The sequence below is a fragment of the Endobacterium panacihumi genome (genome assembly GCF_050847465.1).
In the GTDB taxonomy this organism is placed as follows: domain Bacteria; phylum Pseudomonadota; class Alphaproteobacteria; order Rhizobiales; family Rhizobiaceae; genus Neorhizobium; species Neorhizobium panacihumi.
Window position 1 is genome coordinate 203,770 of the sequence record NZ_JBOZRA010000003.1, and the last position, 19,979, is coordinate 223,748.

Consider the following 19,979-nt stretch of genomic DNA (forward strand, 5'->3'; position numbering starts at 1 on the left):
ACTCTTCGCAGGCATCGGAACAGAAACAGAACATCCGCATTTTGTCCAGCATGATGCTGGCCCGAAGCTCTGCCAACACGTTCCTGAGGGGAGCCGTGAACGATGACTGCTGCGCGCGCCCCAAGGACGTCAGAGGGTGTTTCAGATTTGATCTCCGATCTGCGCGAGCGGATTGCCTCACTCGAAACCAGCACGGTGAAGAAAGCCGGCTGTCTGGCATTCGGCGTGCCTGAGATGGATGCGGCTCTACCCGGCGGTGGTCTTGCCCATGGCGCCCTGCATGAGTTTGCCGGAGGCGGATCGGGTACGGTCGATGGTGCGGCCGCCGCGCTCTTTGCAGCGGGCATCGCAGCCAGAACGAAAGGACCGATCGTCTGGTGTCTGACGCGACCGGATCTGTTTTTCCCGGCATTGGCACAGGTTGGTCTGCATTCCGATCGGGTGATTTTTGTCGAGTCCGACAAGGACGACGATGTGCTGGCCAACATGGAGGAGGGGCTCTCCTTCGGCGGTCTTGGTGCGGTCGTCGGCGAACTTGTCCGCCTGCCAATGGTCGGTTCGCGCCGGCTTCAGCTGGCCGCCGAGCGCACTGGGACGATGGCGCTCGCCGTTCGCCGTTGGCGGCGGCAGACGGAAGCCAATGACTTTGGGCAACCGACGGCCTCGACTACACGGTGGCGGGTGAGCGTCATGCCATCGGAGGATTTGCCGGTTCCGGGGGTGGGGCGACCAAGATGGTTTGTGGAGTTGATGCGCGTGAAAGCGGGTGAGTGTGCTGAGTTTCTCGTGAGGGCGTGTGATGACAAGGGTCGTCTCGATTTATCTACCGGATCTGCCGACCGATCGCATTCGCCGGGACGATCCGTCCATTCCGCCTGAACAGGCCATCGCCGTGATCGCCAAAAGCGGCTCGAAACGCTGGGTGTCGGCCGCCGATGCGGCTGCAAGGAAAGCAGGCGTGCGCGTCGGCATGCCGGCTGCGAAAGCACAGGCGCTGTTTCGCGGGCTGATGCTGGTGGACGCAGACCTCAAGACGGACGCCGCGGCGCTGGAGCGGATCACGCTTTGGGCACTGACGCTCTATTCCCCGATCGTTGCCGTCGATGGTGTTGATGGGATTGTCATGGATACCGAAGGCGCCGACCATCTGCAGGGTGGCGAACTACCGATGGTGAGCAAGATCGCTAATCAGTTCCTGGCAAGAAAGCTGACGGCCCGGGTCGCCGTCGCCGATACCTGGGGTGCGGCACATGCCTGCGCCCGCGCCATCAGCCGTGAAACTGTCATCGTACCGATCGGTCAGACCGTCCGCGCTGTCGAGAAACTGCCGATTTCGCTACTGCGTCTCCCACCCAAGATCATTGGTGATTTGCGGACCCTCGGTTTTCAAACCATCGGCGAGCTTGCCAACACGGCACGCGCGCCCTTGAATCTGCGGTTCGGTCCGGAAATCGGCCGCCGTCTCGATCAGATGTTTGGGCGGGCGGCTGAGCCGATCGAGCCGATCCGCACAGCCGAACTGATCGAGGTTGCCCGCTCGTTCGCCGAGCCGATCGGTGCTGCCGAGACCATCAACAAATATGTCGGCCGGCTGATCGTCCAACTGATCCAGGAGCTTCAGAGACAAGGCCTGGGCGTGCGCCGTGCCGATCTGATCGTCGACAAGGTCGATGGCACACGGCAGGCGATCCGTGCCGGCACGGTCAAGCCGGCCCGGGACGTCGCCTGGTTGACCAAGCTGTTTCGTGATCGGACCGAAAAGATCGAGCCGGGCTTTGGCATCGAGAAACTGACCCTGGTTGCTGTGATCGCCGAGCCGCTTGAAGAGACGCAGAAATCGTCCTCGCTGGTGGAGGAGGAGGTCACCGATGTTTCGCCGCTGATCGACATCTATGGGAACCGCGGCCACAAGGTCTATCGTCTTGCGCCAATGGCGTCCGACGTTCCCGAGCGTTCCGTCCAGCGCATCAGCGCTGTTGCCGATCCGATCGCAATCGCATGGGTCGGACACTGGCGCAGGCCTGTGCGGTTACTGCCGCGGCCGGAACTGATCACTGCCATCGCACTGATGCCCGACTATCCGCCTGCCTCGATCACCTGGCGCGGCAAACGCCGCAAGGTCAAGCGCGCCGATGGCCCCGAGCGGATCTTTGGAGAGTGGTGGCAACGCGACAGCGAAATGGAGGCGGTGCGCGATTATTTTGTTATCGAGGACGAGAGCGGCGAACGGCTGTGGGTGTTTCGCTCCGGCGATGGCGTCGATCCCGAAACCGGCAGCCACCGGTGGTTCTGCCACGGGATTTTCGCATGAGGAGATATGCCGAGCTGCAGGTGACGACGCATTTTTCCTTCCTGCGCGGGGCGAGCTCGGCGCAGGAACTGTTCGAAACCGCTGCGGCGCTTGGCATCGATGCCGTCGGCGTCGTCGATCGTAACTCGCTGGCCGGTATCATCCGTGCGCTTGAGGCCTCGCGTGGCACGGGACTGCGTCTGGTCGTCGGCTGTCGTCTCGACCTTGCCGACGGCATGTCCATACTGGTCTATCCGATCGACCGGGCCGCCTATTCCCGGCTGACCCGGCTGATCACGCTCGGCAAATCGCGCGGTGGCAAGAACAACTGCATCCTGCACTGGGATGACGTCATCACCTATTCCGAAGGGATGATAGGTATCCTCGTCTCCGACCTTGGCGACGATGTCTGTGCCGTGCGCTTGAGGAAGATGGCCGAAGTCTTTGCCGAACGCGCATATGTGTCTTTGTGCCTGCGTCGGCGGCCAAACGACCAGATGCGGCTCTATGAGATTTCCAATCTAGCGACGCGGTTCAAGGTGAAGACGGTCGTTACCAATGATGTGCTGTTTCATGAAGCGGGCAGGCGTCAGTTGCAGGACATTGTCACCTGTATCCGCACCGGCAAAACCATTGACGATGTCGGTTTCGAGCGTGAGCGCCATGCCGACCGCTATCTGAAACCGCCGGAGGAGATGGAACGGCTTTTCCCGCGTTATCCGGAAGCCTTGGCGCGAACCATGGAGATCGTCCATCGGTGCAAGTTCTCTCTCGAGGAACTGACCTATCAGTACCCGGAGGAAGCGATCGTGCCGGGCATGGATGCCCAGGCATCACTGGAACACTATGTCTGGGAATGCGTGCCGTCCCGTTATCCTGAAGGCCTGCCGCCCGGCGTTCTCAAGACCGTGCGCCACGAGCTCGATCTGATCCGCACCATGAAATACGCCCCCTATTTTTTGACGGTGTTTTCGATCGTGCGCTACGCTCGCAGCCAAGGGATCCTGTGCCAGGGCCGCGGTTCGGCGGCCAACAGTGCTGTTTGCTATATCCTTGGCGTTACATCGATCGACCCTCTCACCAACGATCTTCTGTTCGAGCGCTTCGTCAGCCAGGAGCGCGATGAGCCGCCCGACATCGACGTCGACTTCGAGCATGAGCGACGCGAAGAGGTCATCCAGTGGATCTACCGGACATACGGCCGGGAAAAGGCAGCGCTTTGCGCCACCGTCACCCGGTACCGCGCCAAGGGCGCCATCCGTGACGTCGGCAAGGCGCTCGGCCTGCCGGAGGATGTCATCAAGGCGCTGTCGTCGGGCATGTGGTCCTGGTCGGAAGAAGTGCCCGACCGCAACATCCGCGAGCTCAACCTCAATCCTGACGATCGTCGGCTTGTCCTGACGCTGAAGCTCGCACAGCAGCTGATGGGCGCGCCCCGCCATCTCGGCCAGCATCCGGGCGGCTTTGTGCTGACCCATGACCGGCTCGACGACCTGGTGCCGATCGAGCCGGCAAAGATGAAAGACCGGCAGATCATTGAGTGGGACAAGGATGATGTCGAAGCACTGAAGTTTATGAAGGTCGATATTCTGGCGCTCGGCATGTTGACGTGCATGGCAAAGGCTTTCGAACTTATCCGTGAGCATAAGCACCGCGATCTCGACCTCTCCAGTATCGAGCAGGAGGATCAGGCGACATATGCGATGATCCGCAGGGCCGACACGCTCGGCACCTTCCAGATCGAAAGCCGCGCCCAGATGGCCATGTTGCCGCGCTTGAAACCACGGACGTTTTACGATCTCGTTGTCCAGGTGGCGATCGTCCGACCGGGCCCTATTCAGGGGGACATGGTCCATCCTTATCTGCGTCGGCGCGAGGGCAAGGAGGATGTCGTTTATCCGACGCCGGAACTGGAGGCCGTTCTCGGCAAGACGCTCGGCGTGCCGCTGTTCCAAGAGTCTGCCATGCGGGTAGCGATGGTCTGCGCTGGCTTTACCGGTGGCGAGGCCGATCAGCTGCGCAAGTCCATGGCCACATTCAAATTTACCGGTGGCGTCAGCAAGTTCAAGGACAAGCTGGTCTCCGGTATGGTGAAGAACGGCTATACGCCGGAATTTGCCGAAAAGACGTTTTCGCAGCTTGAGGGCTTTGGCAGCTATGGTTTCCCGGAAAGCCATGCGGCATCCTTCGCACTGATCGCCTATGCGTCGAACTTCATCAAATGCCACTATCCTGAAGCGTTCTGTGCGGCCCTGATCAACTCCCAGCCCATGGGCTTTTATGCGCCGGCCCAAATCGTTGGCGATGCCCGCGCCCATGGCGTCGAGGTCCGACCCGTCTGCATCAATCGATCCCGCTGGGACTGCACGCTTGAGCGCATCGGCAACACCGAGCGTCACGCGGTAAGGCTGGGTTTTCGCCGGGTGAAGGGACTGGCGGTCACTGACGCGGCCCGCATCGTTGCGGCGCGCATGAACAGCGACTTTGTTTCCGTCGATGACATGTGGCGGCGCTCCGGCGTGCCGACGGAAGCGCTCGTCCAACTCGCAAAAGCGGACGCATTCCGGCCGTCCCTGAAGCTTGAGCGCCGTGATGCGCTCTGGGCCATCAAGGCACTGCGGGATGAGCCGCTACCGCTGTTTACCGCAGCGGCCGAGCGCGAGATGGCGACGATCGCCGAGCAGAATGAGCCCGAGGTCGCCCTTCGACAGATGACCGAGGGTCACAATGTTATCGAGGACTATGGCCATACAGGTCTGACATTGCGACAGCATCCGATCGCGTTTCTCCGCAAGGATCTTGCGGCCCGCAACATCATCACCTGTGCCCAAGCAATGAACGCTCGCGACGGCCGCTCGGTCTACACCGCCGGCCTCGTCCTGGTGCGGCAAAAGCCGGGATCTGCCAAAGGCGTGATGTTCATCACAATCGAGGACGAGACCGGGCCCGCCAACATCGTCGTCTGGCCCTCGCTGTTCGAAAAACGCCGTCGTATCGTGCTCGGCTCCAGCATGATGGCGATCAATGGACGCATCCAACGCGAAGGTGAGGTCGTCCATCTGGTCGCCCAGCAACTGTTCGATTTGACCGCTGATCTGTCAGGCCTGGCCGACCGGGATGCCGAGTTCAAGATGCCGGCCGGCAGGGGAGACGAGTTTGCTCATGGTGGTGGGCCGGATCCACGCGACAAGCCCAAGCCCGTTGTGACCCCGCGCGACATGTTCGTGCGCGATCTTCATATTGATACGTTGAAGGTGAAGGCACGGAATTTTCAGTGACAATATCGCGGGGATATGAGCTCAACGCATAGCTCTCGTCACTTAGACAGACATTGGCAAGCTATGACCCGCAAAAAGCCGAGAGTGGCCACGCCACGCCGCAGGAGACTGCTCGATTTTAAGGCAAGTGGTGCATCCGGGCGATGCAGCCTGTTCGCCCATGGTGCATTGCAGTAACTATTTTACTTTACAATTGAGAATGATTTTGTGAAGTTAAGGCATCTGATCATTTTCGATAGGGCCGAAGACATTGTCGAACCTCCGTTTTGCCACCCGCCTCAACTCCTTCGCTTCCAATCCTGCCGGAGAATGGCCGGACCTGAAGGGCAAGCCGACGGTCCTGCAGATGGCGGCGCGTGCCGCCAAGGTCGATGGCTTGACGGATCTGGACCTCAATTATCCCGATCACGTCGGTGAAAAGCCTGCAGAACTGAAGCGTAAGCTGGAAGATATGGGCCTGGCAATCAACGGTTTTGCCATGCGCTATTACACCAATCCGGCTTTCAAGCTCGGCGCCTTCACGCATCCCGACGAATCTGTTCGCCGTGAAGCGATCGACCTGACCAAGGCCGGCATCGATGCCGCCCGCGAAGCAGGTTCCAACCTGATGACCATCTGGCTCGGCCAGGACGGTTTCGATTATGCCTTCCAGGCGGACTATGATCGCATGTGGCAACACGAAATCGACGGAATTCGTGAAGTTTGCGAGCATGACGCCGACTGCATGATCTCAATCGAATACAAGCCCAACGAGCCGCGCTCCTACAGCTTGATGCCGGACTGCGCCACTACGCTTCTGGCCATCAAGGAAGCGGGCTGTGCCAACCTCGGCGTCACGCTCGATTTCGCGCATGTGCTTTATGCCGACGAACAGCCGGCTTTCGCCGCTGCCATGATCGCCCGCCACAGCCGTCTGCTCGGCGTTCACCTCAATGACGGTTATGCCAAGCGCGATGACGGTCTGATGGTCGGTGCGGTGCACTCGATTCAGACCATCGAGCTGCTGCGCCAGATCCGTCGTGACGGTTACGATGGCGCGATCTATTTCGACACCTTCCCGGACATGACCGGCCTCGATCCGGTTCATGAATGCGAAGTCAACATTCAGACCGTCAAGCGCATGCTGAAGGTCGTCGATCGTCTCGAAGGCGACAACCGCCTCGGCAGCGCGATCGACCGTCAGGATGCCGTCACCGCGCAGTCGATCATTCAGGAGGCAATGCTCGGCGACGTCGCTTGAAGAAGCTCCAAGAGACATCTTCTATTCCAACAACCACACCTGGGAGGATACCATGAACAGACACCTGAAATCCGCGTTTGCCGGCATGGCGCTGGCGCTGATGGCAAGCGCGGCCTTCGCGCAGGAGCTTGCACCGCTCAACTCGGATACCGAAAAGGACCGGGTTGACTGGTCGCAGCTTGAAGCGAAGTACGGCGTGTTTCCGAAAATTCCGGAGGGCACGCGCGCCGGTGGCGTTTCCAAGACGCTCACCAACGAATACTGGCGTTCGCTCGGCGAAGGTTACGAGAAGTTCGGTGAGAAGGCCGGCGCGACCGTCGCCTATCAGGCTGCACAGAGCGAAGGCGATCAGCTGGGTCAGTTGACGATTGCCGAAGGCATGGTCACCACCGGCTTCAACGTCATTCTCGTGTCGCCGCAGACAGACGCCAACCTGCAGCCGGTCATGGAACAGGCCAAGGAAGCCAACATCCCCGTCGTCAACGTCAACGATGCCGTCGTGCCGCAGGCCGAGCACTATGTCGGCAACGTCCAGCGCGACAATGGTGTGCGTGTTGCCAAGTGGTTCATCGACAACCGTCCGGAAGGCGGCAAGGTCGCCATCATCGAAGGCCAGGCCGGCGTGTTTGCCGCTGTCCAGCGCACGGCGGGCTTCAAGTCCACGATCGGTGAGGACGCCAAGTTCCAGGTCGTTGCCAGCGTTCCGTGTAACTGGGATCGCCAGCAGTCCTACGATGCCGCCACCAACATTCTGCAGCAGAACCCCGATCTCGTCGGCTTCTATTGCAACAATGACGGCATGGCACTCGGCGTCATCGAGGCGGTCAAGGCTGCCGGCCTGCTCGGCAAGGTCGCCGTGTTCGGCACGGATGGAATTTCCGACGCCTACAAGTCGATCGAGGCCGGCGAGCTGACCGGTACGGTCGACAGCTTCCCGATCCTGACCGGTGAAGTGGCGATGGAAACGGCACTTCGTCTCGTCGCAGGCCAGAAGGTGGCGCGTGTCGTCGCCACGCCGCAGGCGCTGATCACCAAGGACAACCTTGCCAAGTACAAGGGCGACGGCGTCGATGTCCGCGCCGTGCTGATGAAGGATGCTGCGTCCGCGCAGTAATCGCAACAGGAGCCGGTCCTCCCGAGACCGGCTCCCCTCCTTTGATGAAAGCACCGAGATGACGACAACGGCTCGCCTCAAGTTCGAGGGCATCACCAAGACCTTTCCAAGCGTCAAGGCGCTTTCGGACGCGACCTTTTCCATAAAGCCCGGTGAAGTTCACGCTCTTCTCGGCGAAAACGGCGCCGGCAAATCGACGCTGCTGCGCATTCTGTCCGGTGTGTCGCGCCAGACCAGTGGCGAGTTTTACGTCGATGGCAAGCTTGCCACCTTCAAGAGCCCCGAGGATGCCCGCCGCGCCGGCATCGCCATGATCCATCAGGAACTGCAGCAGATCCCCAATCTGACTGTCGCGCAGAACATGTTTCTCGGCCATCCGCTGAAGACTGCCGGCGGCTTGCTGGTCAATCGTCGCGAGCAGGAAAAGCGCGCGGCCGCAGCACTTGCCATGATCGATCCGTCGATCGATCCCTCGACGCCGATCAAGAACCTGAAGGTGGCGCAGCGGCAGATCGTCGAGATCGCCCGCGCCCTGCTCGAAAATGCCAGGATCGTCGCAATGGACGAACCGACGTCCAGCCTGACGCCGGCCGAGTTCGAGAGCCTCGCGGCCATCATCGAGAAGATGGCGGCCTCCGGCGTGGCGATCATCTATGTCTCGCACAAGATGGATGAGGTTTTCCGCATCTGCCACCAGGGCACCGTCATGCGTGACGGCAATGTGGTCGGCACGGTCGACCTGCGCACCGCCGCCCAGTCGGACGTGATCGCGATGATGGTCGGCCGCGAGCTGATGCAGGAAGAGCACAATTCCTTTGTGAAGGAGGACGTTCGCGTTGAAGTGCGGGGCCTTTCCTCCGCGGTCACGCATGTCCGCGACGTCTCCTTCACAGTAAGACGCGGCGAAGTCGTCGGCATTGCCGGTCTGGTAGGCTCCGGCCGTACCGAGCTTCTGCGTCTTCTGGCCGGCGTCGACAAGATCGGATCCGGCGAGATCAGCATCGACGGCCGTGCGCTGAAGCTGACAAACCCGCGCTCCGCCATCTCTGCCGGGATCGGTCTGTTGCCGGAAGAGCGCAAGCGCGAGGGCATCATTCCCATGCGCCCGGTGTCGCTGAACATGGCGCTGCCGTCCTTGCGGAAATTCGCAAAGGTCGGCGTCGTTCGCCATTCGACGGTTAACAATACTGCCGAAACATTGCTGAAGCGGGTCAACCTGCGGCCGTTCCAGATCGATCGTCCGATCAAGCTGTTCAGCGGTGGCAACCAGCAGAAGGCGATCATCGCCCGCTGGCTGGCCGCCGGATCTGAAATCCTGCTGTTCGACGAACCGACACGCGGCATCGATGTCGGTGCCAAGTCCGAAATCTACCATCTGATCGAAAACCTCGCCGCCGAAGGCAAGTCCGTCATCGTCGTCTCCTCGGAACTTCCCGAGGTTATCCGGCTGTCGGACCGGGTCATCGTCATGCGCAACGGCCGCATCGCCGCCCAGCTGGAACGACACGAGCTGACGGAACAGGCCATCGTCTCGCACGCCGTCGGCGATGCCGAGCCAAATACCCATTCCTCGACGCAGGAGCACACCCATGTCTGATATCGCCGCCGAAACGCCCAAGCGTTCCTCGAAACTTTTCAGCTCGTTCTCGCTGCGTGATGCCGGTACGCTCATCGGCCTGATCATCATCATGGCCGTGTTTGCGGCGCTGGTGCCGGGCTTCCTGTCCGAGCGCAACCTCATCAACATCCTGCAGCAGTCGAGCATCAATGCCTGCATCGCGCTCGGCATGACGCTGGTCATCATTTCCGGTGGTATCGACCTCTCGGTCGGCCCGACGGCTGCGATTTCCGCCGTGCTGACGGCTGCTCTTCTGGTGACGGGCGTGCCCGTGCCGGTGGCGCTTCTTGCCGGTCTCGGCATTGGTGCCTTCTGCGGTCTCGTCAACGGCGTGCTGGTCGCCTATGTCGGCCTTCAGCCGTTTATCGTCACGCTCGGAACGCTCAGCACTTACCGCGCCATCGCGTTGATCTATACGGGTGGCAATCCGGTTCTCGGTGTGCCGCAGAGCTTCCGGTCATTGTTCAATGGCAATGTTGCCGGCATTCCGAACTCGGTCATCATCGTTGCGGTTGTAGCCTTCGGAGCCTGGGTCCTGCTCAAGAAGACGCCGATTGGTGAATATCTGCTCGCCGTCGGCGGCAATGAAGAAGCCTCCTATGTGGCCGGTGTGCCGATCGCGCTCACCAAGATCACTGCCTATGTGATCTCCGGTGTTCTGGCGGCGCTTGCATCCTTCATCCTGATCGGTCGCCTCGGTGCGGCAGAGCCTATCCTCGGCAATCTGTGGGAACTCGATGCGATTGCAGCTGCCGCCATCGGTGGTGCGTCGCTGATGGGCGGCAAGGGATCGATCGTCGGCACCATCCTCGGCGCCATCATTCTGGGTGCCATGCGCAACGGTTTGACGTTGATGAACGTTCAGGCTTTCTATCAACTTCTCGCAACCGGCCTTATAATTCTTGTCGCAATGATGATTGATCGCGCGACAAGGGGACGGGGATGAATTCCGACAACATGGATCCGAAGGCAGTCGGCCCGCGCATTCGCATGCGCTTGCCACTGCTGACGCCGCTGGAAGCAAGGGTGGTCGAGACCGTCTTTGCACTGCGCAGCTTCAACGACGACACGTCGCTGAAGGAAATCGCAACCGATGCCGGCGTCTCGGAAGCCATGGTCGTGAAGATCACCAAGAAACTGGGATTCGCGGGCTATCGCGAATTCCGCAATGCGGTTTCCCAGTATAACCGTTTGCCGACGGCCGAAATGCACCAGGAACTGTCCATCGAGGACACGTCCCAGGAAATCATCCAGAAAGTGTTCCGGACTTCGATCCAGGCGCTGGAAGAAACACTGTCGATCATGGATGTCAAAGCGTTCGATCGTGCTGCCGACCTGATCCATGGTGCCCGACAGCGTGATTTCTATGGTGTCGGCGGTTCGGCGCAGATCGCCCGCGATGCGGCCCACAAGTTTCTGAGGATCGGCGTGCGCGCCAGCGTCTATGACGATTCCCACATGATGCTGATGTCCGCGTCGCTGCTCGGCAATGACGATATTGCCGTTGGGTTTTCGCATTCCGGCAATACGATGGCGGTTATCGAGGCGATGCAGATCGCCAGACGCAATGGCGCCCGCACGATCGCGATCACCAATTACAATGAATCGCCGCTGGCGCAGCATGCCGACGTCGTTCTCTGTTCGACAGCGCAGGGTTCGCCGCTGATGGGCGAGAATGCGGCCGCCCGCATCGCCCAGCTCAATATTCTCGACGCGGTATTCGTGGCTGTTGCGCAGCGCGATTACACCGCCGCCGAAAACCATCTTGAAAAGACCATGGCGGCCGTAGCCTCCAAACGGAAAGACAAATTCCTATGACTGCATCCACCCCCGCCGTCGTCGTCTTCGGCAGCCTGCATTACGACATCATCGTCAAAGGTCCGGCGCGCCCGCGCAAGGGCGAGACGGTGACCGGTTCCGCCTGGAACCCGGCCTGCGGCGGCAAGGGCGGAAACCAGGCTGTGTCTGCCGCGAAGGCCGGCGTGCGTTCTGCGATGATCGGTGCCGTGGGTGACGATGATTTTGGCGGTACACTGACCGCCAATCTTGCCGCAAACGCGGTCGAACTGGATCATGTCAGGGTGATCGAAGGCGCCGCTTCCGGCATGAGCGTGGCAATTTTCGATTCCGAAGGCGATTATGGCGCCGTCATCGTCTCGGGCAGCAATCTCCAGCTCGGGCAAACCGATGTGCAGCAGGCGGCATCGCTTTTTCAGGCGGGCAATATCCTCGTCCTGCAGAACGAAGTGCCGGATCCGGCAAATGTGCTTGCTGCCTCAGCGATGAAAAAAGCAGGCGGCAAGGTTGTTCTGAATGCCGCGCCGGTGAGGGATCTGTCGCCTGAACTGGCAGGGTTGATCGACATTCTGGTCGTCAATGCGGTCGAGGCGGAAGCGCTGGCCGGTGGTGCCGAGGTCGATACGCTCGACGATGCGATCGCGGCAGCACGCGTTCTTGCAAAGTCCTTCCCGGTGGCGGTCGTCACAGCCGGCGGTGCAGGCGTTGCCTATGCAACGCGCGACGGCGAAGAGGCGACGATCCCGGCGATCAAGATCAAACTCGTCAGCACGCATGGCGCAGGTGATGAGTTTATCGGCGTATTGGCGGCGCAATTGCTGCAGGGTGAGGGTATGAAGGCAGCGCTTTCTGCGGCCAACCAAGCCGCTGCGATCCTTGTGAGCTCTCTGCGTTGAAACTTCTCTGGTCAACAGACAGATAGAGAGCGACTGTCAACATCGTGGGGCATCATTCACCTGCGGACCAGGCGGTTTGCCGTTGATGTTGGCGTTGCCGGTGGAGATTGAGCCGGCATGCGATTGGACGTCATATCGGGTCTGCGGACGCAATGTTATCGCGCATGTTTGAAAGTCAGCTAAATATGCGTCGGGCGGGACCGCCTTACACAGCTGCTAAACGACATGAGCGAAACCATCAGAGCGGCTCAGCGAAATGCGGCTATGGTTGTGGCCCATTGGGATGACATTTAGGCCTCCTCCCCCAACCCTCGCCTACGCCTATCTCGTCACCGCAGGATTTTGCCGACCGGAGTTTCAATACCCAAGGCCGCAGATCTTGATGATCTGCATACTGCAATGAACGATTGGGTAGTCTCTCGGATCGCATTTGCTCTAATTCGCGGGGTTGTGTCCTTGGAAGTCCTGTTCAGTGGAACCCAAATTAATCCGCAGATGAGAAATGACGAGTCGCCGGTGCGTATCCCTTCAAGACCCTAACTGATCCGTTCTCCCCAGCAAGCGGCTTTGAAGAAGCAAGGCAGGCGACAACAAGCCGCTTGTCTCTCGGTTTCCTAGCCTGCCGTCCGCTGACAAGGACTCTGTCATTAAACGCAATGACCGACATCAGACTGAACGAACGAACCGTTCGGTCGTGCGCATTGTCCTAAGCAAAGTCCCCGATTCGGCCTGCTCGGAAGACGATCTCGGGTTCTCCCTCTTCGCCCACAACTGGATCGCCTTGGCGTTTCCATACAGCGACGCCCGCGTGCCGGGTAGCAAGATCCTTAGCTTCCTCAATGGCGGCATCCTCGGTCGCGGCAGGGCGAGGATCGAATGCTGGCACTGGTTGGCCGCGGTCGTCGAGATCGAATGCAAGGACATAGATTGATATAAAGGTTCCGGGCATTCAGTGTGCTCCTTGATAGGGGAGGAACGTCCTGCGACATTCCCACTCGCCCGCTAAGCTACGTGTTATCCGCCAATCGCTGCTGTCGGTTGACATCGGTCATCGCGTTCTGCTGATCGAGGAGGTATCGCTCCACGTCTCCACCACAAGCCTCCTTGATCTCGGCCACCGTGAACCCTTCTGCTTCTGCAGACTCCACCAAGATTTTCGCCTGATCGCGAAAGTCTGCCTTGTTCTCATGCTGGCCCGGGTCGCGAATGATTTCCTGCACGCGATCGTCCAGCCAATCCGTGATACCAACCATTTTTCATTTCCCTTTCAGCTTCAGTTTGCCGCCAGACGTGCTGCGTTTGTTTTCCTCTCGAGGGGTTAAGGTGCCAAGCATTCGTCACAAATGCCGCAGCCGTCTTCATCCATGGCGGAGTTGGGACGTTGGCGACAGCAGCAAAGGCAAATACCCATCTCGTGTTGAGTGGTGTGTGCCGGAGGCAAAATCTCAATATCGGCGTCCGAAAACATCTCGGTCATTCCATCATCCATTCCGATGCTCCCAAAGCGAAGATCGCGACTCGAAATAGGACCGGATTTTCAGCGAACAAGATGATTTCAGGGAGCTGGAAAAATTTTCGAGCGGGGTCTTGAACGACAAAATCTCAAAAACCAAATCGGTCGACGCCGACGGCCCAATGAGGGGGTCGGCTTACCGAGGAGGCGGATTTCCCCGCTTTCTTCCATGTTGCTTTACGGAGGATATGGTTATGAGAACTGAACTTGATTTTGCCCCGCTCTATCGTTCGAGCATCGGCTTCGACCGCGTGTTGAATCTGCTCTGCAATACGCAGCGTCTTAACGCAATCGAGACCTGGCCGGCCTATGACATCGTCAAGACTGGTGAAGACGATTACCGCATCACGATGGCGGTGGCAGGCTTTGGCGAAGGCGATCTCGATATCACTCAGGAGCGCAATGTCCTGGTGGTCAAAGGCGGGAAGGCTGAAGAACTGCAGGGCGAATATCTCCACCGCGGCATCGCCGGTCGTTCCTTCGAGCGCAAGTTTGAGCTTGCGGATCATGTGAGGGTGGAAGGGGCCGATCTAAAGAATGGCCTGCTGACGATTGCCTTGAAGCGCGAGGTGCCCGAAGCCATGAAGCCGCGCAAGATCGAAATCGGCGTCGCTTCAGCCGCCGGAGAGCCGCTCCGGCTTGAAGCTGACCGCAAGGTCGCCTGACCCGAACACCCAGGAAGAATTAGCGATTGCTATCAGCCGGCCCGATCCAGGGCCGGCTTCAGTTATCAGTCGATATCGAGCAAACGAAGGAGGTTGCCATGTTGCTCGCTCAATTCGACAAGCCCGTCTACGCACAGCGCCGGTATTTCGTGCAGGAGATCACCGGACTGGATGACGTATTCGATTTTCTTGATGAGTGGCCCAAGGAGAAGCGCAATCTCGCTTACGAGACCCTTGTTCGATACTGTCGTGAGGCGGCGAACGGTCATTGGCCGATCGGCGCGGTCCGAGAGAACTTTCGAATTTTTCTGAAGCAGAACGGCAAGCTTGCCGAGCTGGAAGACGTCCCGCCTCATCTACGGCGTGATACGAGCGCGAAGTTCGGCGGGGCGTAACAGCCAGAAAAGCTGCGACAGTTTCAAAGCTAGCGGCCGGCGTAGATCCGGTGCATTGTCTCTGCAGCGGCCTGTTCAACTGGAATTTCGAAGAAAATCTCCGGGTTGCTCGCCAACGCCTGAAACGTTCGCTCGATCAAGTCATCTTTCTCGGGGCCAGCGAGATGATAGCGTGCCGCATAGCGGCCCAGCAGCGTCCTCAGTATGCGCATGTCGCTCGTGGAAAGACCCCGGCTTCTGCTATCCATGTCTTCCTCCCTGATTTCACCGGTCTCGAAGGTCGGCCGATGCCAGCGCCTTCGATTATTCCGATAAGGCCCGAGATAATTTCAGAGGTGTCTGACATCAAGGAGCCGGCGCAGATGTAGGCTGCCGTTGGGCGACAAAGCTGACCGTCACCTTGATTATCATCCCCTAAAACACACCTATCGCCGTGAAGCTCTTGTCTTTGGAGGAAAGATGGTAGCGGAACCGTATACGGCCGACGACCCCGAAACCCGCCTAGCGTTGTTTGACTTTGCCTTCGAGAATGCTCCGATCGGGATCGCTCTGGTCGATCTTGAGGGACACATCATTCGCGGTAACGCGGCGTTTGCCAAGCTTCTGTCGCTTCCGCTCGAAAAGGTGCTCGGAACGCATTTCAGGGACTTCACCCATCCAGAGGATATCGAAGCGGACCTCATCCTGTTTCGGCAGGTCTTGCAGGGAAGGCGGGACGGCTACACGATCGAGAAGCGTTATCTCCGCCCATTCGGCGAGATCGTTCACGTCCTGATCCATGTTGCCGCGATGCGCGATGCTGCGGGCAAGGTCGTGCGCTTCATATCGCAGATCGAGGATATCACCCGCCACAAGGAGCATGAGCGTCAGCTCGCCGAGCGAGCAGCGCAGCTCGAGTTGGCGCTGGAAGCCGTCCGTGGTGGCTTCTGGCAAATGGATATCCTCACAGGCAAATTCGAGACGTCCGATCGACTGGCTCAGTTTATTGGAGGGCCGACAGCAGCACGGCTCGATCTCGAGCGCTATGTCAACAGGGTCAACGTGAACGATGGCGCCCAGGCCGATCTGACGCCGCTAATTGCCGGAAAGCTCGATCAGAATGTTGCCGAGTATCGTCTCGACACCGTTCAGGGCGAACGCTGGATGCGTTGTGATCGGCGGCTTTTGCGTGACAGCGACGGCCATCCGATCAAGATTGTCGGGATGGCAATCGACTTCACCGAAGACCGACGCCGGATCGAGATGCTGGAAGAGACGGCGCGCACAGACGCGTTGACTGGGCTGCTGAACCGGCGTGGGCTGTCGATTGAATTCGCGGCTTTGCAGTCTGCCGATGGCTTTTCTGTCCTTGCGCTCGACCTCGACGGGTTCAAGGAGGTGAACGATGCTCACGGCCATGCGATGGGAGATCTCGTCCTGCAGACTGCAGCTGCGCGCTTGACCTCAGCCGTCAGGGACCATGATCTCGTTGCACGGACAGGTGGCGATGAATTCGTCGTGGTCGTCGCGGGCGATCGTTCCGCGGGGGAGGCTGCCGCGAAACGGATACTCATGCGGATGAGGGAGCCCATTGCGATCGCCGATGAAATCGCTGATGTCCGCGCGAGCATTGGGGAAATTTGGGCGGGCGAAAAGCGTGATATGTCCGAGCTTCTCAAGGAGGCAGACGCGCTTCTTTACGATGCGAAAGCCGCCGGCAAGGATGCCGTCAGATTTCAGTCGGCTTCCGGCGCGATGCGTTGACGTGGATCAGTATCTTCCCCTTGGCCGCCAAACGTCTCCGCTTGATTGGGAGTCGGTTCCAGTGCGTGAGGGACAGACCTAGATCGCTGTGCCCGGCGGGCTGTAAGATCGTTGTATCGAGACCTGAGCTCTGACATTTCGTACTCGCCGCTGATCCAGAGATCGACCAAGGCAAGAAATTCGGGGTCACTGTCGATAGGCATTCCCCGCAACAGTGCCTTGGTGCGCACCCGATCAAAAATCGTTCGCCGTCTGTCGCTGTCGATCGACAACCTACATCTCCGGTGGTGTTGAAAGCGTCTAGAGGAAGACCGAGAGACCTTCCGTATTGACGACATAGATGAACTCCTCCCATGCCTCATGGGCAGAAGCGAAAGATTCAATCCATTCCGTGAGCTGGTCTTCTAGGCTGGTTACCTCCATCCGCCAATCATCACTGCCTGAAGGGCGGAAGATTTCCACAACGACGGTGATTCCGTTCTCTGTATACCGGCCGGAGAATTCTGAGCGTTCGGACAGCGGCTGATGTTGGTTCATTGGGTCACGGAAAATGTTGGCGCTTATCCAATATTACGTCTGCGCGTCGCGGCCGCAAGACGAATGCCCAGCTCAATCTCAATCTATCGATATACTGGAAGAGCCACATGTCTCGGGTTCGTGCCCGTACAGTGAGCTCAATGGTGGCCGCCGCAGAGACGTTGGCGGTCGAATGGATGAACACATCGCTCAAGCTGCCTGAGCGTCGCGCTTGCCTCAACCACTATCCAGAGCGCAGGAGAGGAAGCTGCCTCATTGATGCCAATGATTCAAGCTGCTTGGTTTCAAACAAGGTTCGCGGGGAGCGTTTCGCTCCCGGCGATGTCGTAGACGGCTGCATCAGACGCGATGCGTAATGGTTTCTGAAACGATGACGTTGCGCTTCGTGCCATACGAACCCCCGAACCATCCCGCAACCGCACCGAGTGCGAGCGCAAGAAAGCCGAGGATCGCACCCGCAGATATGGCAGCAGTTGCGGTCTGGGCAGCCTCGATCGCCTGCTGCTTGGCGGCCTGCACGTTATCCCGATAGGACTTTTCATACTGCTCGACCTGGGTCCGGGCCTGATCGACCGGAATGCCCTGGGCTTTTGCGACGGCGTCGGCTGCGCGAGCGCGGGCCTCCTCGGCCTTCGCCTGATCTCCAGTCACCAGAGCCTGCACGGAGGACACAGCCGCAGTCTGTAATGCCTGGGGGTCATTACCAGTTGAAGACCTGATTTGCTGTTCGATCCCAGCCATCGGATTTGTCGAGTTGGCAAGTGCAGGCGCCGCTGTCGTGGCGGCGGTGGCGGCGGTCTGACCAACGCCCCCGACGACACTTGCAAGACCGCTGAATGCACCGCCCACCAGCGCTCCGACAGAGGTCGTGAGCAGATAGAGCACGACAAGGGTCGTGACCGCCCAGGTGGTCAATCCATGATAGCCCCCCGTCGAGTTGCTTGGTCGGCCTGATAGTCGGCTCGAAACGTAGCCGCCGAGGAACGCTGCAATGATGCCCGCGAGCACGAACCAGATCCCGCCGCCGATGGAAAATGAACTTGCTGTCGGGTTGTCGGACGTCGCTGGGTCGAGGACAGCCGCGCCGATGCCGACGCCGAGAAGATTGAGGAGGAACTGCGCCGCAAGCGCGATTGCCACACCTGCCAAGATCGCGCCCCAGCTCACCTTGTTATATGCCGCCGTCGCGGGTGCGTCGCCCCTTAACGTGTCGTGGAGGGTATAGTGGGGAAGATTGGTTGATACTGGGGTTGTCATGGTAGCCTCCGGCTAATTCATCACGGGTTCGTGAGTGTGGCCACAACTCGCCGGTGGACCACATGTTCCGGATGCGGGGAAATCGGAATGTTTCGGGTGACTTGTTACGATCTCTCCGCGCTTGGTGACGCGGGGGGGCGCATAAGGCGGAGGCTCCCCGGACCGTAGAACTCCATATCCTTAGGGGACCCGCATCCTTGAAGACCCGCGCTAACGCTTGCCATTATTTTCCGCGCAGGCCGAATGCGGAATCCTCTGCCCGAACGGAGCTGGAACAGTTGATCACGCCGCGAGTTCCTGACGGGCTGACGGCGGCTGATTGCCCTGATGAGATTGAGGCAACGACCGACCGTAAATTGGGAGAGACCGCAGATGAAAGCTCTTACGTGGCATGGTAGCGGCGACATACGCTGCGAAACGGTAGACGACCCGGTAATCCAAGACGATCGCGACGCGATCATCAAGGTGACCAGCTGCGCGATTTGCGGCTCCGATCTGCATCTCTACGGCGGCTTCGTTCCCGGCATGCATGCGGGGGACGTCATGGGCCATGAGACGATGGGTGAGGTCGTTGAAGTCGGCCGCGGCAATTCCAAACTCAAGATCGGCGATCGCGTCGTAGTGCCCTTCACAATTTCCTGCGGTGAGTGCCGGCAGTGCAAATGGGGGCAGTTCTCTCTGTGCGAACGATCGAACCCCGCGGGCGCGGAGCAGGCAAAGCAGATCGGCTATCCGACCGCCGGCCTGTTCGGTTATTCCGAAATGTATGGCCGCTTCCCAGGCGGTCAGGCGCAGTATCTTCGCGTTCCTTATGCCGATGTTGGCCCAATCGTTGTGCCTGACGGCCTGAGCGACGAACAGGTCCTGTTCCTCTCCGATATCTTTCCAACCGGCTACATGGCCGCCGAAAACTGCGACATCAAGCAAGGGCAGACAGTCGCTGTGTTCGGCTGCGGGCCGGTTGGCCTGTTTGCCATCAAATCGGCGTTCCTGTTAGGCGCGGAGCGAGTTATTGCCATCGACACCGTACCGGAGCGACTAGCCCTTGCCCGAGCATCCGGTGCAGAAACGCTCGATTATGCGGATGACGATCTGCAGGAGCGTATTCTCGCCATCACCAATGGGCTTGGACCGGACGCCGTCATCGAGGCAGTCGGGATGGAAAGCCACGGCGCGGGCGGTGTGTTGGAGACCCTCCAGACAAAGCTGACGTCAACCGAACGGCCTTACGCCCTCAGCCAAGCGATCCTCGCCTGCCGGCCTGGCGGGACCGTTTCGCTGCCCGGTGTCTTCGTGGGTCCAGCAGTTCCAGCACCTCTCGGAGCCGTCGTGGGCAAAGGTCTCACGCTGAAGACAGGCCAGACCCATGTTCAACGGTATCTCGAGCCGCTGTTGAACCTGATCGTCGAGGGCAAGATCGATCCGTCTTTCCTGATCACCCACCGCATAGGCCTCGAAGAGGGACCGGAGGCATACAAGACTTTCCGCGACAAAGCAGACGGCTGCGTCAAAGTTGTCATCCGGCCGAATGGATAAGTCGCGGCTTGGCTCAGGGCCTTTCACTTGGCTTACGCATCAAACCCCATTTCGAGAGGTGAGGATCTTGTAGCATCGACGAGATGCTGCCTCTGATGCA

At 59.5% G+C, this 19,979-nt stretch carries 18 protein-coding genes; 14 read left to right on the top strand and 4 right to left on the bottom strand.

Translation table 11 applies throughout. The features are described from left to right. Positions 1-102 precede the first annotated feature (102 nt). The 10 genes from ACRQ1B_RS16355 to ACRQ1B_RS16400 all read left to right on the top strand — a co-directional run bounded on the left by ACRQ1B_RS16355 (position 103) and on the right by ACRQ1B_RS16400 (position 13,164). Positions 103-879: an ImuA family protein gene (locus ACRQ1B_RS16355; protein WP_432294831.1), complete on the top strand. Its 777-nt coding sequence runs from the start codon at positions 103-105 to the stop codon at positions 877-879. Beyond that, positions 800-2,311 (top strand): Y-family DNA polymerase, encoded by a 1,512-nt coding sequence (locus ACRQ1B_RS16360; protein WP_432294832.1) that lies wholly within the window; start codon positions 800-802, stop codon positions 2,309-2,311. The genes ACRQ1B_RS16355 and ACRQ1B_RS16360 overlap by 80 nt, the downstream gene beginning before the upstream one ends. After that, positions 2,308-5,568 (top strand): error-prone DNA polymerase, encoded by a 3,261-nt coding sequence (locus ACRQ1B_RS16365; protein ID WP_432294833.1) that lies wholly within the window; start codon positions 2,308-2,310, stop codon positions 5,566-5,568. The genes ACRQ1B_RS16360 and ACRQ1B_RS16365 overlap by 4 nt, the downstream gene beginning before the upstream one ends. A 250-nt stretch (positions 5,569-5,818) precedes the next feature. Next, positions 5,819-6,808 carry a sugar phosphate isomerase/epimerase family protein gene (locus tag ACRQ1B_RS16370; protein WP_432294834.1) on the top strand — a complete coding sequence of 330 codons (990 nt, stop codon included), beginning with the start codon at positions 5,819-5,821 and terminating at the stop codon, positions 6,806-6,808. A 52-nt stretch (positions 6,809-6,860) separates the two neighbouring features. Continuing rightward, positions 6,861-7,922: a sugar ABC transporter substrate-binding protein gene (locus ACRQ1B_RS16375; RefSeq protein ID WP_432294835.1), complete on the top strand. Its 1,062-nt coding sequence runs from the start codon at positions 6,861-6,863 to the stop codon at positions 7,920-7,922. 58 nt (positions 7,923-7,980) lie between these two features. Beyond that, on the top strand, positions 7,981-9,519 hold the full coding sequence (locus tag ACRQ1B_RS16380) for a sugar ABC transporter ATP-binding protein (protein WP_432294836.1): 1,539 nt from the start codon (positions 7,981-7,983) through the stop codon (positions 9,517-9,519). Continuing rightward, positions 9,512-10,486 carry an ABC transporter permease gene (locus ACRQ1B_RS16385; RefSeq protein WP_148147922.1) on the top strand — a complete coding sequence of 325 codons (975 nt, stop codon included), beginning with the start codon at positions 9,512-9,514 and terminating at the stop codon, positions 10,484-10,486. Before ACRQ1B_RS16380 ends, ACRQ1B_RS16385 begins: the two co-directional genes overlap by 8 nt. Then, positions 10,483-11,358 (top strand): MurR/RpiR family transcriptional regulator, encoded by an 876-nt coding sequence (locus ACRQ1B_RS16390; protein ID WP_432294837.1) that lies wholly within the window; start codon positions 10,483-10,485, stop codon positions 11,356-11,358. The genes ACRQ1B_RS16385 and ACRQ1B_RS16390 overlap by 4 nt, the downstream gene beginning before the upstream one ends. Then, positions 11,355-12,233: a ribokinase gene (locus ACRQ1B_RS16395; RefSeq protein ID WP_432294838.1), complete on the top strand. Its 879-nt coding sequence runs from the start codon at positions 11,355-11,357 to the stop codon at positions 12,231-12,233. Before ACRQ1B_RS16390 ends, ACRQ1B_RS16395 begins: the two co-directional genes overlap by 4 nt. A gap of 694 nt (positions 12,234-12,927) precedes the next feature. Further along, positions 12,928-13,164: a hypothetical protein gene (locus tag ACRQ1B_RS16400; protein WP_432294839.1), complete on the top strand. Its 237-nt coding sequence runs from the start codon at positions 12,928-12,930 to the stop codon at positions 13,162-13,164. Between the two features lie 76 nt (positions 13,165-13,240). Here the strand turns inward: ACRQ1B_RS16400 and ACRQ1B_RS16405 are convergent, their stop codons facing one another. Then, positions 13,241-13,486 (bottom strand): hypothetical protein, encoded by a 246-nt coding sequence (locus tag ACRQ1B_RS16405; protein WP_432294840.1) that lies wholly within the window; start codon positions 13,484-13,486, stop codon positions 13,241-13,243. A 454-nt stretch (positions 13,487-13,940) separates the two neighbouring features. Between ACRQ1B_RS16405 and ACRQ1B_RS16410 the strand changes: the two genes are divergently transcribed. Both ACRQ1B_RS16410 and ACRQ1B_RS16415 read left to right on the top strand, forming a co-directional pair. Next, positions 13,941-14,411 (top strand): Hsp20 family protein, encoded by a 471-nt coding sequence (locus tag ACRQ1B_RS16410; RefSeq protein WP_432295285.1) that lies wholly within the window; start codon positions 13,941-13,943, stop codon positions 14,409-14,411. 98 nt (positions 14,412-14,509) lie between these two features. Next, complete coding sequence (locus tag ACRQ1B_RS16415) at positions 14,510-14,806, top strand: DUF982 domain-containing protein (protein WP_432294841.1); 297 nt, start codon at positions 14,510-14,512, stop codon at positions 14,804-14,806. A 29-nt stretch (positions 14,807-14,835) separates the two neighbouring features. On the opposite strand, the gene ACRQ1B_RS16420 is transcribed toward ACRQ1B_RS16415, so the two are convergent. Continuing rightward, positions 14,836-15,054: a hypothetical protein gene (locus ACRQ1B_RS16420; protein WP_432294842.1), complete on the bottom strand. Its 219-nt coding sequence runs from the start codon at positions 15,052-15,054 to the stop codon at positions 14,836-14,838. A gap of 211 nt (positions 15,055-15,265) precedes the next feature. Between ACRQ1B_RS16420 and ACRQ1B_RS16425 the strand changes: the two genes are divergently transcribed. Continuing rightward, a complete protein-coding gene (locus ACRQ1B_RS16425) occupies positions 15,266-16,549 on the top strand; it encodes a diguanylate cyclase (protein WP_432294843.1) in 1,284 nt (427 codons plus the stop codon). Between the two features lie 300 nt (positions 16,550-16,849). Here ACRQ1B_RS16425 and ACRQ1B_RS16430 read toward each other — a convergent pair whose 3' ends face one another. Both ACRQ1B_RS16430 and ACRQ1B_RS16435 read right to left on the bottom strand, forming a co-directional pair. Beyond that, a complete protein-coding gene (locus tag ACRQ1B_RS16430; protein ID WP_432294844.1) occupies positions 16,850-17,086 on the bottom strand; it encodes a hypothetical protein in 237 nt (78 codons plus the stop codon). 339 nt (positions 17,087-17,425) lie between these two features. Continuing rightward, entirely contained in the window at positions 17,426-18,343 is a 918-nt protein-coding gene (locus ACRQ1B_RS16435; RefSeq protein WP_432294845.1) for a PhnA-like protein, read from the bottom strand. Between the two features lie 372 nt (positions 18,344-18,715). Between ACRQ1B_RS16435 and ACRQ1B_RS16440 the strand changes: the two genes are divergently transcribed. Further along, positions 18,716-19,879, top strand: a complete 1,164-nt coding sequence (locus ACRQ1B_RS16440) for a zinc-dependent alcohol dehydrogenase (RefSeq protein WP_148148539.1) — start codon at positions 18,716-18,718, stop codon at positions 19,877-19,879. The last annotated feature ends 100 nt before the right edge of the window (positions 19,880-19,979 follow it).

What these genes read in the sequence shown, in the direction of transcription:
- ACRQ1B_RS16355 (WP_432294831.1), top strand. Translation starts at nt 103, where the DNA reads ATGACTGCTGCGCGCGCCCCAAGGACGTCAGAGGGTGTTTCAGATTTG.
- ACRQ1B_RS16360 (WP_432294832.1), top strand. Translation starts at nt 800, where the DNA reads ATGACAAGGGTCGTCTCGATTTATCTACCGGATCTGCCGACCGATCGC.
- ACRQ1B_RS16365 (WP_432294833.1), top strand. Translation starts at nt 2,308, where the DNA reads ATGAGGAGATATGCCGAGCTGCAGGTGACGACGCATTTTTCCTTCCTG.
- ACRQ1B_RS16375 (WP_432294835.1), top strand. Translation starts at nt 6,861, where the DNA reads ATGAACAGACACCTGAAATCCGCGTTTGCCGGCATGGCGCTGGCGCTG.
- ACRQ1B_RS16380 (WP_432294836.1), top strand. Translation starts at nt 7,981, where the DNA reads ATGACGACAACGGCTCGCCTCAAGTTCGAGGGCATCACCAAGACCTTT.
- ACRQ1B_RS16385 (WP_148147922.1), top strand. Translation starts at nt 9,512, where the DNA reads ATGTCTGATATCGCCGCCGAAACGCCCAAGCGTTCCTCGAAACTTTTC.
- ACRQ1B_RS16390 (WP_432294837.1), top strand. Translation starts at nt 10,483, where the DNA reads ATGAATTCCGACAACATGGATCCGAAGGCAGTCGGCCCGCGCATTCGC.
- ACRQ1B_RS16395 (WP_432294838.1), top strand. Translation starts at nt 11,355, where the DNA reads ATGACTGCATCCACCCCCGCCGTCGTCGTCTTCGGCAGCCTGCATTAC.
- ACRQ1B_RS16405 (WP_432294840.1), bottom strand. Translation starts at nt 13,486, where the DNA reads ATGGTTGGTATCACGGATTGGCTGGACGATCGCGTGCAGGAAATCATT.
- ACRQ1B_RS16410 (WP_432295285.1), top strand. Translation starts at nt 13,941, where the DNA reads ATGAGAACTGAACTTGATTTTGCCCCGCTCTATCGTTCGAGCATCGGC.
- ACRQ1B_RS16415 (WP_432294841.1), top strand. Translation starts at nt 14,510, where the DNA reads ATGTTGCTCGCTCAATTCGACAAGCCCGTCTACGCACAGCGCCGGTAT.
- ACRQ1B_RS16420 (WP_432294842.1), bottom strand. Translation starts at nt 15,054, where the DNA reads ATGGATAGCAGAAGCCGGGGTCTTTCCACGAGCGACATGCGCATACTG.
- ACRQ1B_RS16425 (WP_432294843.1), top strand. Translation starts at nt 15,266, where the DNA reads ATGGTAGCGGAACCGTATACGGCCGACGACCCCGAAACCCGCCTAGCG.
- ACRQ1B_RS16430 (WP_432294844.1), bottom strand. Translation starts at nt 17,086, where the DNA reads ATGAACCAACATCAGCCGCTGTCCGAACGCTCAGAATTCTCCGGCCGG.
- ACRQ1B_RS16435 (WP_432294845.1), bottom strand. Translation starts at nt 18,343, where the DNA reads ATGACAACCCCAGTATCAACCAATCTTCCCCACTATACCCTCCACGAC.
- ACRQ1B_RS16440 (WP_148148539.1), top strand. Translation starts at nt 18,716, where the DNA reads ATGAAAGCTCTTACGTGGCATGGTAGCGGCGACATACGCTGCGAAACG.